This window comes from Rhizobium sp. Root482 (assembly GCF_001426565.1).
GTDB lineage: Bacteria > Pseudomonadota > Alphaproteobacteria > Rhizobiales > Rhizobiaceae > Pararhizobium.
Genome location: NZ_LMFA01000020.1, coordinates 299,924 through 312,110 on the forward strand (window position 1 = coordinate 299,924; position 12,187 = coordinate 312,110).

Annotated in this window: 12 protein-coding genes; 6 read left to right on the top strand and 6 right to left on the bottom strand. The window is 65.5% G+C overall.

Annotated elements, in window-relative coordinates; translation table 11 throughout:
• The first annotated feature begins 31 nt into the window (after window positions 1-31).
• Entirely contained in the window at window positions 32-532 is a 501-nt protein-coding gene (locus tag ASD31_RS13655) for a GNAT family N-acetyltransferase (protein WP_056334748.1), read from the top strand.
• Window positions 533-534: 2 nt separating this feature from the next.
• Here the strand turns inward: ASD31_RS13655 and ASD31_RS13660 are convergent, their stop codons facing one another.
• Genes ASD31_RS13660 through ASD31_RS13680 form a run of 5 tightly spaced genes read right to left on the bottom strand, consistent with a single transcriptional unit; the run spans window position 535 to window position 7,853 of the window.
• Window positions 535-1,023, bottom strand: a complete 489-nt coding sequence (locus ASD31_RS13660) for a GNAT family N-acetyltransferase (RefSeq protein WP_244483848.1) — start codon at window positions 1,021-1,023, stop codon at window positions 535-537.
• Window positions 1,020-3,104 carry a hypothetical protein gene (locus ASD31_RS13665; RefSeq protein WP_056334402.1) on the bottom strand — a complete coding sequence of 695 codons (2,085 nt, stop codon included), beginning with the start codon at window positions 3,102-3,104 and terminating at the stop codon, window positions 1,020-1,022. Before ASD31_RS13665 ends, ASD31_RS13660 begins: the two co-directional genes overlap by 4 nt.
• 10 nt (window positions 3,105-3,114) lie before the next feature.
• Window positions 3,115-5,919, bottom strand: coding sequence for a DUF4159 domain-containing protein (locus ASD31_RS13670; RefSeq protein WP_056334408.1), 2,805 nt, complete (start codon window positions 5,917-5,919; stop codon window positions 3,115-3,117).
• Complete coding sequence (locus ASD31_RS13675; protein WP_056334409.1) at window positions 5,916-6,836, bottom strand: DUF58 domain-containing protein; 921 nt, start codon at window positions 6,834-6,836, stop codon at window positions 5,916-5,918. The genes ASD31_RS13670 and ASD31_RS13675 overlap by 4 nt, the downstream gene beginning before the upstream one ends.
• A complete protein-coding gene (locus ASD31_RS13680; RefSeq protein WP_056334410.1) occupies window positions 6,837-7,853 on the bottom strand; it encodes an AAA family ATPase in 1,017 nt (338 codons plus the stop codon).
• A gap of 166 nt (window positions 7,854-8,019) precedes the next feature.
• On the opposite strand from ASD31_RS13680, the gene ASD31_RS13685 reads away from it, so the two are divergent.
• From ASD31_RS13685 to ASD31_RS13695, 3 genes are read left to right on the top strand one after another with little or no spacing between them, the layout of a single operon-like run.
• The gene (locus tag ASD31_RS13685) at window positions 8,020-8,643 is read left to right on the top strand and encodes a DUF1285 domain-containing protein (protein ID WP_056334413.1); all 624 of its coding nucleotides are present in this window, start codon (window positions 8,020-8,022) and stop codon (window positions 8,641-8,643) included.
• Window positions 8,640-9,272 carry a CoA pyrophosphatase gene (locus ASD31_RS13690; RefSeq protein WP_056334416.1) on the top strand — a complete coding sequence of 211 codons (633 nt, stop codon included), beginning with the start codon at window positions 8,640-8,642 and terminating at the stop codon, window positions 9,270-9,272. Before ASD31_RS13685 ends, ASD31_RS13690 begins: the two co-directional genes overlap by 4 nt.
• Window positions 9,269-10,519: a CCA tRNA nucleotidyltransferase gene (locus tag ASD31_RS13695; protein WP_056334419.1), complete on the top strand. Its 1,251-nt coding sequence runs from the start codon at window positions 9,269-9,271 to the stop codon at window positions 10,517-10,519. The genes ASD31_RS13690 and ASD31_RS13695 overlap by 4 nt, the downstream gene beginning before the upstream one ends.
• Before the next feature lie 16 nt (window positions 10,520-10,535).
• Here the strand turns inward: ASD31_RS13695 and ASD31_RS13700 are convergent, their stop codons facing one another.
• Complete coding sequence (locus ASD31_RS13700) at window positions 10,536-10,721, bottom strand: DUF1059 domain-containing protein (RefSeq protein WP_056334422.1); 186 nt, start codon at window positions 10,719-10,721, stop codon at window positions 10,536-10,538.
• A gap of 306 nt (window positions 10,722-11,027) precedes the next feature.
• Between ASD31_RS13700 and ASD31_RS13705 the strand changes: the two genes are divergently transcribed.
• Window positions 11,028-11,462, top strand: coding sequence for a DUF4168 domain-containing protein (locus ASD31_RS13705; RefSeq protein WP_056334425.1), 435 nt, complete (start codon window positions 11,028-11,030; stop codon window positions 11,460-11,462).
• Window positions 11,463-11,638: 176 nt separating this feature from the next.
• Window positions 11,639-12,184: an adenine phosphoribosyltransferase gene (locus tag ASD31_RS13710; protein ID WP_056334750.1), complete on the top strand. Its 546-nt coding sequence runs from the start codon at window positions 11,639-11,641 to the stop codon at window positions 12,182-12,184.
• The last annotated feature ends 3 nt before the right edge of the window (window positions 12,185-12,187 follow it).

The following is a 12,187-nucleotide window of genomic DNA, read 5'->3' on the forward strand; positions in this document are numbered from 1 at the left end:
TCCGTCTCGTATGCCCGGTTTCCCGATGTTCATGAACAAGCACGACCTCGTCTATCTCGCCGAAGACGCCTCCCACGACGCTGCCATCGAAATCATCAATGAAGAGGCCTTCGGTCCCGGCCGTTTCACGCGCGCCGCCGCCCGCATCCGCGAGCAGGGGCCGCACGATCTGTCCATGTCCTTCGTCTGCGCCGACAAAGGCGAGGTCATCGCCTCGGTGCGGATGACGCCGGTTCTGGCCGGGTCGATCAGGGGGCATCTGCTCGGGCCACTTGCGGTGCGCCCGTCGCACAAGAACAGGGGCATCGGCCGGGAACTGGTGCGCATCGCCGTCGAGGCGGCCCGGCGCAACGGGTCCGAAGGTGTCATCCTGGTCGGCGATCCCCCCTATTACCAGCCGCTCGGCTTCGAGAAGGTCGCCTATGCCGCGCTTGATTTCCCCGGGCCGGTCGACCCCAACCGCGTCCTCGTTGTGCCGATCGGCGAGGATGTGCATGCCGGCCTGAAGGGCGAAATCCGCTGGCGTGGGTAATCTCAGGTCAATGCGGCGACATCTGACTGCATCCGGAAGACGATGAGGCCGTCGCCATCGACATTCTCCTCGAGGACCTCCCATCCCATGGCGGTGTAGAAGCCGCGTCGTTGCGGGGTGGCGCAGAGATAGATGGTCTCGAAACCCAGCGCGAAGGCGCGATGCGCCGCTTCGAGGACGATTGCGCGGCCGATGCCGGCGCCACGCGCCTGCGGCTCCACCCAGACCGCTGCAACCCAGGGTGACAGAGCCGGCCGCTCGTCGCAATCCGACACGATCACCGAGGCCGTCGCAAGGAAGGCATCGCCACGATGGGCAATAAGCGCGAAGGGCAGGGCTTCGGCGTCCAAATTGTCATCGACCAGCGCGGCGATCTGCGCCAGTGTCGTGCCCTTGTCCTCCCACCAGGCTTTCCAGATGCGCTGCGCCATCGGGGCGGCGAAGTCCGGCCGTGCGCGCAAATCCGAGAGCGTAACGGCGACGGTGGTCACCGTCCCTCGCGGTGCCAGGTGGCGGAGAGAACGAGGAGCAGGGCGGCAAGGCCGAGGAAGCCGGCAAACAGCGACAGCGAGTTGATGCCCTTCAGGACCGTTTCCTCGGTCATACGCAGCGACATGCGCCGGTCGTCGGCAACCCGTACAGTGCCGCGCACCGGCAGGATCGACGGCAGGTCCACCGCGCCATCGGCGTCGGCCAGGCGCTGCACCAGTCCCTTGGTCTTCCGGGCCCAGGGGGCAAGCAAGTCCGGTGTCGAAATCGCCGCCTTGAACTCGGGCGCATCGACGCTGCCGACATGGACCAGTGTTTCGAGATCGCCATTGGTGATTTCGAACAGGCCGGTTTCGGTGGTATCGAGGCGCGCCGTGTAGAGGCCGGGCTCGCTTTGCGCCAGCGTCACCCTCTCTGTCTTGCCGGAGGGGGCTGTCAGCACTGCCTGGCCGGGTTCGCCGGCGATGGTCTGGCGGGCGATCTCCAGCGAGCGGCCGCTGGCATGGGCTGTCAGCGCCTCTTCCTCCAGCGCCGGTTCCTGCATCAGCCAGTGGGCGGTGCGGCGGTAGAGGGAAACGCTTGGGCCGCCGCCTTCAAAGCCGCGCGCCCAGAGCCAGCCCTGGTCGGACAAGAGCATGGCGACGCGGCCCTCGCCGACGCGGTTAAGCACCAGCAGCGGCTTGCCATCGGCCGCCGTCATCACCGTCTGTCCCTGCGGTTGGTCGACGTCGACGGTGCGGAACCAGCGGCCCCATTGCGGCGGCTCGGCTTCGGCGCCTTCCAGCCCGCGTGTGACCGGATGCTTCTTGCCCTCGTCCGAAAGGCGCGGATAGAAGGCCTCCTCGCTGACGGCGCCGGTGGGATTAGCCGGAAGAACCGCCGACAGCGGCGTGGTGGCGATCGAATCCTCGCCCGCATGCTCAGGCCCGGCCGCAATCAGCAGCGCTCCGCCGTTTTCGACATATTGGGCGATATTGTCGTAATAGAGGATCGGCAGCACGCCGCGATGCTGATAGCGATCGAAGATGATCAGGTCGAATTCCTTGATCTTGTCGACGAACAGCTCGCGGGTCGGAAAGGCGATCAGCGACAATTCGTTGATCGGCGTGCCGTCCTGCTTTTCCGGCGGCCGCAAAATGGTGAAATGAACGAGATCGACGGCGGCGTCCGATTTCAGGAGATTACGCCAGGCCCGCTCGCCGGCATGGGGCTCGCCGGACACCAGAAGCACGCGCAGATTTTCACGGATGCCGTCGATCACATGGACGGCTCGGTTGTTGGCCTGTGTCACTTCGCCAGCGACGGGGGCGACGGCGAATTCCAGGATATTGTTGCCGCCGCGCGGAACGGTGAAGGAAAACGGGATGTCGGTTCCCGGCTGCGCCATTTCCGTGGCGATCGGGTTGCCATTGAGGCTGACGGTTACCTCCGCCGTCCCGCCGGGCGCCATCTCACCGGGCGCCTTGCCGTCGTCCGCGACCCGGAAGCTGACGGTCTGTTGCTCGCCGACAATGCCGAAGCGCGGGCCGCTGACAATCTCGATGCGCCGGTCGAATTCGTCGGGCTTGCCGGTGATCAGCCCATGCACGGGAGCATCGAAACCGAGCGGCTGGTTGATGTCGGGGACATCGTGGATCTGGCCATCGGTGATGAAGATCGCGCCGCCGACGCGGGCAGGCGGCACGTCCGAAAGGGCGGTCGAAAGGGCCGAGAACAGCTTTGTCGAAGGCGTCTCGGTGTCCTTGTCGTCGGCCGCCTCGACGATGCGCGCCTCTATCTGCGGGAATTTGGCGAGCCGCTCCTTCAATGTCGCCAGCGCCGCATCGGTGGCGGCGCGGCGGCCGGCATTGTCCTGACTCTGGCTGCGGTCGACGACGACGCCGACGATGGTCGAGAGCGGCTCGCGTTCCTCCTGGAAGATCACCGGATTGGCGATCGCCAGGCACAGTGCCGCCAGCGCCGCCGTGCGCAGCACAGCACCGCGAATGCCGCGCCAGAAGCCGAGCGCCGACAAAAGGATTGCGGCGGCGGCGAGGATTGCGATGAACGGCCAGGGCAGAAGCGGCGAAAAATCGAGTGTCATGGCGCCGCCCTCATTGTCCGAGCCGTTCGAGCAGGGCGGGAATATGCACCTGGTCGGCCTTGTAGTTGCCGGTCAGCATATACATCATGATGTTGACGCCTGAGCGGAAGGCGAGTTCGCGCTGATGCTCGTCCGGCGGCACCGTCGGCAGGAGCGGCACGCCATTGATGTCGATCGCCCAGGCGCCGGCAAAGTCATTGCCGGTGATCATGATCGGCGACACGCCATCGCCGGAACGGGCGGGCCGGCCGGCCGGCTGGGAGGCGTTGTCGGGCTGCGCCTCGATCCACAGCGGGCTGCCGCTATAGCGTCCCGGAAAGCTGGACAGGAGATAGAAGGATTTGGTCAGCACATTGTCGATCGGCACCGGTTCCAGCGGCGGGATGTCGAGATCGGCAAGGATAGCCTGCAGCCGCTCGCCGTTCGGGCTGGTGCCGGAACCGGGTTCGAGCGATGAGAACTGGTCGCGCGTGTCGAACAGCACCGTGCCGCCGGAGCGCATATAGGCATCGACCCGGCTGATCGCCTCCTGGCTCGGCATCGGCGCGGTGGCGGACACCGGCCAGTAGATCAGCGAATAGAAGGAGAGTTCGTCCGAGCCGATATCGAGGCCAACGGGGGCGCCGGGCTCCAGCGTGGTGCGGTAGGTGAGGAAATCGGTCAGGCCCGCAAGGCCGCGCTCCGACAGACGGTCGACCTCGGCCTCGCCGGTGATCACATAGGCAAGATGGGTCTTGTCCAGCCGTTCGAAGATGACATCGTCGCCGGGCTTGCTGTCGTCGGCAAGCGAGGAGCCGGGTGTAGCCACAAGCGCTCCCACGGCAAGTGCCAAAAGGACGGTTGCCGCCGCCGGCATTCGCCGCCGCGCAAAGGCGCCGCCCATGAACAGCACGATCGCCGAATCGATCAGGAGCAGGATGAAGGCGAAGGTCAGCAGGGCCGGCTTCAGCGACCAGGCCTCGGCGCCGATCAGCGGCTCCACGGTATAGGGCATGGGCAGGCCGGCCGCCTCGAGCGGCTTCAACTCGGTCTCGGGGGGCATGAGGTTGAGCGCGGTAAATCCTTCCTGCGAGCCGTAGAGGCCAGGCGGATGCTCGGCGCTGGAGACGGGGACCGTTCCGGCATTGATCTCCAGCGGCCGTGCCTTGCCGGTTTCGCTGACAAGAACGCCATCGGCATTGAGCAGCCGGTAGGGCGCAAGCGTCTGGCCCTTGCCGGTCTCGTCTCCCGTCACGCCGCCGCTGCGCGACAATTGCACGCTGCGGCGCAACATCTCGACGAAATCGCCGGAGATCGGCAGGTTCGACCAGGTTGCCTCGGCGCTGACATGGAACAGGATGATCCGGCCGGAGCCTTGCGTCTTCGTGGTCACCAGCGGCGTTCCGTCGGCAAGGCTTGCCCAGGTGCGCGCGGAGAGATCGGCGGTGGGCTCGGCCAGCACCTGGCGGCGAACCAGGATGTTTTCCGGGCGCGGCATGCCGGCAAAGGGGCTGAGTGCCGGATAGGCGGCCAGCGGCTGCGGCTCCGACCAGGACATGGCGCCGCCGAGCGCCCGTTCGCCCTGGCGAAGCGTCACCGGCACCAGCGGATCATCAGCCGGGGCGGCGGCAAGGCGCGGCCCGGCGAAGCGGACCAGCGTGCCGCCATTCTCGATCCATTTGAGAACCGGCGCATAGGTCTGTTCCGGCAGGCGGCCGATATCGGCCATGATCAACATGGAGGGTTTTTGCGCCAGAAGCTCGGGGATGGAGATCGCCAGGTCGGCCTCGTTGGGCTGGATGAGGTCGGCATAGGGGGCGAGCGCCCGGTTGATGTAATAGAGCGGCGACAGGAGCGGCTGCGACTGGTCGCGCGCCTCGCCGCTGAGCAGCGCCACGCGGCGGCGGCGGAAGCCGTCGTCGAGCAGGAACGTTCCCCCCGCCGTCGCCGCGCCGTCGATGGCGATGCGGGCGAAATCGTTGCGCAGTTCGAACGGAGCCGCAAGCCTGCCCTTGGCAAGACCTTCGCCGGCGGCAAAGGCGAGCGTGCCATTGGCGATCGCCCGGCCGCGCGTGTCATAGGCGGTGATCGGCAGGGTCCGCGCACCGGTGGTTTCCAGCCGGCTGGCGCTGACCACCATGGATTCCGCGTCATTGGTTGAACCGGTGATCGCCACGGCCTGGTTGCCGTCACCCTCGATCAGCCTGAAACCGGCGGGTGAGAGTGCCGCAAGCCCGGCCATGATCCCGTCGCCGCCATCCATGCCGTCGGAGAGAAAAGCGAGCGTTCCGGGCGCTGTTCCGTCGAGGCCGGTCGCCAGCGCCTCGAGCGCCCGCTTGCGGTCAGGCCGCAGCGGTTGCGGCGCGGCCGCGGTCAGCCGGTTGCGGGCGGTGGTCGCCGATCCTAGCGCGGCATTGTGCTCGGTGTCGGCGGTGAAGACGACCGACACCGGCAGGTCGCGCGCCTGCGCATCCTCGATCAGCGCGTCGGCGGTTTCCACCCGCCGTTCCCAATCGCTGGCCGTCGCCCAGCCATTGTCGATCACCAGCGCCAGCGGGCCGTCGGTCGAGAGCGTGTTGGCGCGTGGATTGAGGACCGGCTCGGCAATGGCGAGGATGATGGCAGCCGCCATCAGCATGCGCAGCAGCGTCAGCCACCAGGGGCTTTTCGAGGGCGTCTCCTCGCGCTTCAGAACGCCGGCAAGGATTCTGAGCGGCGGAAACACTTCCGTCACCGGCTTGGGCGGCGTCATGCGCAACAGCCACCAGATGGCGGGCAGGGCGACCAGCGCCGCCAGCATCATCGGATTGGCAAAGATGAAGGGCAAGAGGCTCACAGCTGGCCTCCATGGGTGGCGCGCGCCGGCAGGCCGGAGAGATACATATGGATTGCCACCAGCGCCTCGGAAGCGAGATGGTCGGTGCGGTGCGGCGTAAATGTCCAGCCGAGATGGCGCAAAGTCTCGCCAAGGCTGTCGCGGCGCGCGACATAGGCGCGGCGGTAATCGTCGCGCAGCGTCTCGGCGCGCCCGGCGGTCAGCTTCTGGCCGGTTTCCGGATCTGTGAATTCGGTGCGCCCGGCATAGGGAAAGCTTTCCTCCGCCGGATCGGCGATCTCGACTACATGGCCGCGCAGGCCTCGGCGGGCAAGCGGCGAGAGCTCGGCCATGATGCTGTCGGCCGGATCGAGAAAATCGCCGATCAGAACCAGGTCGCTGGCGCCGCGGATCATGCCGGTCTGCGGCAGGCCGCCGGAGAGCGGCGTGTGCATCAGCGCGGTTGCCAGCCGCTCGGCCGCATTGCGGGCCGAAACCGGCTCCATGACGCCGGGGCAGCCGATGCGCTCGCCGGAGCGGGCGAGGATTTCGGCCAGCGCCAGCATCAGCACCAGGGCGCGGCTCTCCTTGGACACAGCGGCGAATTTCGATTTGTACATCATCGACGGCGAGAGGTCGGCCCAGAGCCAGATCGTGTGGGCCGCCTCCCATTCGCGGTCGCGCACATAGGTATGGTCGTCGCGGGCCGAGCGGCGCCAGTCGATGCGCGACAGGCTTTCGCCATCGCTATAGGGCCGGAACTGCCAGAAATTCTCGCCGATGCCGCGCTTGCGCCGGCCATGCCAGCCGGAGATCACCGTATTGGCGATGCGTTTCGCCTCGACCATGCAGTCCGGGATCAGCCGGGCACGGCTCTGCGCCCGGGAAAGAACCTCACCCGACGGCGTTTTTTCGACGATCTGCCCTATCGAGGCCATTCACTGTCCCTTGGCTTGGCTGACCAGACCGGCGATCACATCGCGCACCGTCATGCCTTCGGCCCGTGCCGCGAAAGTGAGCGCCATGCGGTGCTGGAGAACCGGTTCGGCCAGCGCCATGATATCGTCGATGGATGGGGCGAGCCTGCCGTCATAGAGCGCGCGGGCGCGGGCGCACAGCATCAGCGACTGGCCGGCGCGCGGGCCGGGGCCCCAGGCGACATTCTTGTCGGTGGCGGCATTGCCGTTGCCGGGGCGGGCCGAGCGGACCAGCGACAGGATGGCGTCGACCACCTTTTCGCTGACCGGCATCTGGCGGATCAACTGCTGGATATCCTGGAGCTGGCGGGCATTGATGACGCCGCGTGCGCCGGATTCCTGCATGCCGGTGGTCTCGAGCAGGATCTGCCGCTCGGCGGCAAGCTCGGGATAGCCGACATCGACCTGCATCAGGAAGCGGTCGAGCTGCGCCTCGGGCAGGGGATAGGTGCCTTCCTGCTCCAGCGGGTTCTGCGTGGCGAGAACATGGAAGGGCCGCGGCAGATCGTTGCGCTGGCCGGCAACCGTCACATGATATTCCTGCATGGCCTGCAGGAGCGCCGATTGGGTGCGCGGGCTGGCGCGGTTGATTTCGTCGGCCATCAGCAATTGCGCGAAGATCGGCCCCGGCACGAAGCGGAAGGAGCGGCGACCGTTCTCGTCCTGGTCCATCACCTCGGAGCCCAGAATATCCGAGGGCATCAGGTCGGGGGTGAATTGAATGCGGCTGGAATTGAGGCCAAGAACGGTGCCGAGCGTCGAGACCAGCTTGGTCTTGGCAAGGCCGGGAACGCCGACCAGCAGCGCATGGCCGCCGGAAAGCACGGCAAGCAGCGTCTGCTCGACCACGTTTTCCTGGCCGAAGATCACCTTGCCGACTTCCTTGCGAATGAGCGCGATCTCGTCCAGCGCCTTTTCCGCCGCGGCGATGATGGCCTTGTCATCGACGGCGCCGTCCTTCGTCTTCATTACATTCATCGCCTGTCTCCCTTGGCCGCCGGCGGTGGCGATTCGCAAAAAGCGCGCATTCCGTCCGTGTTTTTCAATCTAAGCCCCACCCGGTGGCTGACAAGCCGCCCGTGACGCACTATCTCGTGAGCCAATGCCCGATAAAACGCAACATAAAGCCAAACGGGACGGAACAATGGCGGATGCTCAGACAGACGAGACAGGCAGCGCTGCGGGACTGGCGGCGCTGATCGCGCGCGCGGCCGCGCAAACCAATGGCAAGGACAAGGGGCCGCCGCCCGTCGAACGCTGGAATCCGCCCTTCTGCGGCGATATCGACATGGAAATCCGTTCCGATGGCACCTGGTTCTATATGGGCTCGCCGATCGGCCGGCAGCCGCTCGTCCGGCTGTTTTCCACCGTGCTGCGCAAGGACGAGGATGGCCGCACCTATCTCGTCACGCCTGTGGAAAAGCTCGGGATCCGCGTCGTCGATGCGCCCTTCGTCGCCGTTGAGATGAATGTGTCCGAGCGGGAGGGCGAGCGGGTCATCACCTTCCGCACCAATGTCGGCGATATTGTCGAGGCCGGGCCGGAGCATCCGTTGCGCTTCGTCGTCCATGGCGAAAACAACGAGCTGAAACCCTATCTGCATGTGCGCGGCCGGCTGGAAGCGCTGGTTTCGCGCGCCGTCATGTATGATCTCGTCGCGCTTGGCGAAACCGTCGATGTCGATGGCATCTCGATGTTTGCCCTGCGTTCCGGCGGACAGGTGTTTCCCGTCATGCCGGCGGGTGAGCTGGAAGCGCTGTCTTCATGACGGATATGCTGTTTACCGCCGATGAATTCCGCCGGCGCGCCTTCAGTCAATCGGGCAATCCGGTCGAGGAGGCCTGGCGCGAGCATGGCGATTTCCTGCTCAATCCCGATGCCGTGCCCTATCTGGAAACCCTGAAGCTGCGCGATGCCGCCGTGCTGGTGCCGGTCGTCGACGAGGGCGCCGATGCACGGGTGATCTTCACCCAGCGCACCATCACGCTGCGCAAGCATTCCGGCCAGGTTGCCTTTCCGGGCGGCGCCGTCGATCCTGAGGACGAAACCCCGGAAATTGCCGCCTTGCGCGAAACCGAGGAAGAGATCGGCCTCGATCGCCGCTTCGTCGAGACCGTCGGGCGGCTGCCCTATTACATGGCGATGTCGGGTTTCCGCATCACGCCGGTGCTCGCCGTGGTGCAGCCCGGTTACGAGATCGTCCCCAATCCGGCCGAGGTCGATGCGGTTTTCGACGTGCCGCTGTCCTTCCTGATGAACCCCGACAATCACGGCCGCGGCCAGGCCACATGGAAGGGCGCCGAGCGGCATTTCTACAGCATGCCCTATGGCGAGCGGAATATATGGGGCATTACGGCGGGCATTGTCCGCATGTTGTATGAAAGGCTTTATGCATGACCTCCGTTGCCTCCGAAACATGGTTTTCGGCGCCCGCGCTGCGGCGCGTCTTCGATCTCCTGAATGCCGATGGCGGCGAGGTCCGCGTCGTCGGCGGTGCGGTGCGCAACAGCCTGATGGGGCTGGCGGTCGCCGATATCGACATGGCGACGACGCTCCTGCCGGAAGAGGTCGTCGCGCGGGCAAAAACGGCCGGCATCAAGTCTGTCCCGACCGGGATCGCGCATGGCACGGTGACGCTGGTGATCGACGGCATGCCCTTCGAAGTCACCACCCTTCGCCGCGACGTGGAGACGGATGGCCGCCATGCCGAGGTCGCCTTCGCCACGGACTGGCGGGTGGATGCCGAGCGTCGCGACCTCACCATCAACGCGCTCTATGCCGATTCGAGCGGCGCGGTGATCGATCTCGTCGGCGGTCTCGCCGATATCGAAAAACGCAATATCCGCTTCATCGGCAATGCCGCCGAGCGCGTCGCGGAAGATTATCTGCGTGTGCTGCGCTTCTTCCGCTTCTTTGCCCATTACGGTGCCGGCCGGCCGGATGCCGACGGATTGCGCGCCTGCGCACAGGCGCGCAGCAAATTGTCCGGCCTGTCGGCCGAGCGCGTCTGGTCCGAGATGAAGAAACTGCTGTCGGCACGAGATCCCGGCCGGGCGCTCCTGTGGATGCGGCAGGCGGGTGTGCTCACCGAAATCCTGCCGGAAAGCGAGAAATGGGGTATCGACACCATTCCGGCGCTGGTCGCTGCCGAACAGGCCTTCGGCTGGTCGCCCGATCCGCTCCTGCGGCTTGCCGCCATCGTTCCGCCGGATGCGGAGCGGCTGGAGGCGATGGCAAAACGGTTGCGGCTGTCGAAGGCCGAGGCGGCGCAACTTGCGGCCTGGGGAAAGGCGCCCCGCCTGCCGGACACGATCGCCGACACGGCCTTCGACCGGTTGCTTTACAGGCACGGAAGGCAGGGGCTGGCAACGTTCCTGCAACTGGCGCTGGCGACATCAAGGCAGAAATCGGAAAACGACCCGGCGCAATTGCCGGAGACGGCGCGACTGCATCGCCTGTTCACGCGGGCGGAAAAATGGCACAAACCGGTCTTCCCGCTGACGGGCGCCGATGTGCTGGCGCTCGGCATTCCGGCCGGGCCACGGATCGGGGAAATGCTCGGCGAAATCGAGCAGCGCTGGGTGGAAGGGAATTTCAACGCGGACCGGGCAACGCTCATTGCCCGGCTCCAGTCGATGGCCTGATCTGAGGGATCCGACCTCAGGCCGCCTGGCTTTCTTCGACGATCCGAACCTTGATATTATCGATCATGTTCTCGCGGATCAGCGTTTCTCCGTGCGCCTGGCGCATATGATCGACAGTGCGTCGCACCACCTCGGCGTCGTTATCGGCCCGGGTGTGCCAGGCGCATCCGGGAACGAGAGAACCGCATTCGAACAATCGCATGATGCTTCCTCCTTGCGTTGGTCGCCCACCTGAAACTCGTGCCAAACGGTGGACTGCCGGTCCAGTATAACCGGAAACCGCCTTCAATGGTTCCTCAAATCGACCTTTTTGGCTCGACCGGCCGATCAGGTGGCGCTTGAGGCCGGGTTTTATCGTCTCGACATGGTCACGAACCTTCCCCGGGAGGGCCACATTGTCGCCCGATCCTTCCCTGACCCTTCGCCTGGGATCAAATCCCTTCGGACGGGTGGCGTAGGCCGCCCGAGAGGCCCAAGGCCCGAGAAAGACCTAAGGAAGGACATGCCTATGACCATACGCCACATGCCCGTTGCAGCGCTCGGCGCTGCCGCATTGAGCCTGATCGTCATCAATGCACCGGCTTTCGCCCAGACCGCAGCCGAGCCGCAGGCAAGCCAGCCGGTACAGGGCCAGCCGGCACAGGGCCAGCCGGTGCAGAGCCAGGCGCCCGCCATCAGCGACCAGAAACTGGAGGCTTTCGCGGTCGCCTATCTGCAGGTCGACAAGGTCCGCAAGGATTTCGCCGCCAAGATCGGCGCCGAGGAGGACAAGGTGGCAAAGCAGAAGCTCCAGAACGAGGCCAACAAGCAGATGATCAGCGCCGTCGAGACATCGCCGGACATGTCGCTCAACGAGTACAAGACGATCATCACCGCCGCGCAGTCCGATCCGGACGTTGCCCGGAAAGTCCAGGAAAAGCTGAAGACCACGACCGGCCAGTAGCGCCACGGAAAACGAACGGCAAGCGGGACGGAAGGGCTGTCGTCCCGCCTGCCGTTTCTCATGGCGCTGTTTCGCAGGCCAGCTTCGCTTGCCGCGTCAGAAACTCCTATAGAGTTTTCAGGCTTTGGTGCTATGCCTTCGCTCTCTTTGAAGCGTCGAAAGGCATGCCGCCCACCATGAGCTCTTCCCTCAACCAAGACCTGATCGCCTCGATCCGCAACATCCCGGATTATCCGAAGCCCGGCATCATGTTCCGCGATATCACCACGCTGCTCGGCAATCCCCGCGCCTTCCGCCGGGCGATCGACGAACTGGTGCATCCGTTTGCCGGAACGAAGATCGACAAGGTTGCCGGCGTCGAGGCGCGCGGCTTCATTCTTGGCGGCGCGATGGCGCATCAGATGTCGGCCGGTTTCGTGCCGATCCGCAAGAAGGGCAAGCTGCCGCACGATACGGTGCGCATCGCCTACAGCCTGGAATATGGCGTCGACGAGATGGAAATGCACCGTGACGCGATCAAGCCCGGCGAAAAGGTGGTTCTGGTAGATGACCTGATCGCCACCGGCGGCACGGCCGAAGGGGCGACGAAACTTCTGCAGCAGATGGGCGCCGATATCGTCGCCGCCTGTTTCATCATCGACCTGCCGGACCTCGGCGGCCGCCGCAAGCTCGAGGCGCTCGGCGTCGAGGTGCTGACGCTGGTCGAATTTTCCGGGCACTAAAGC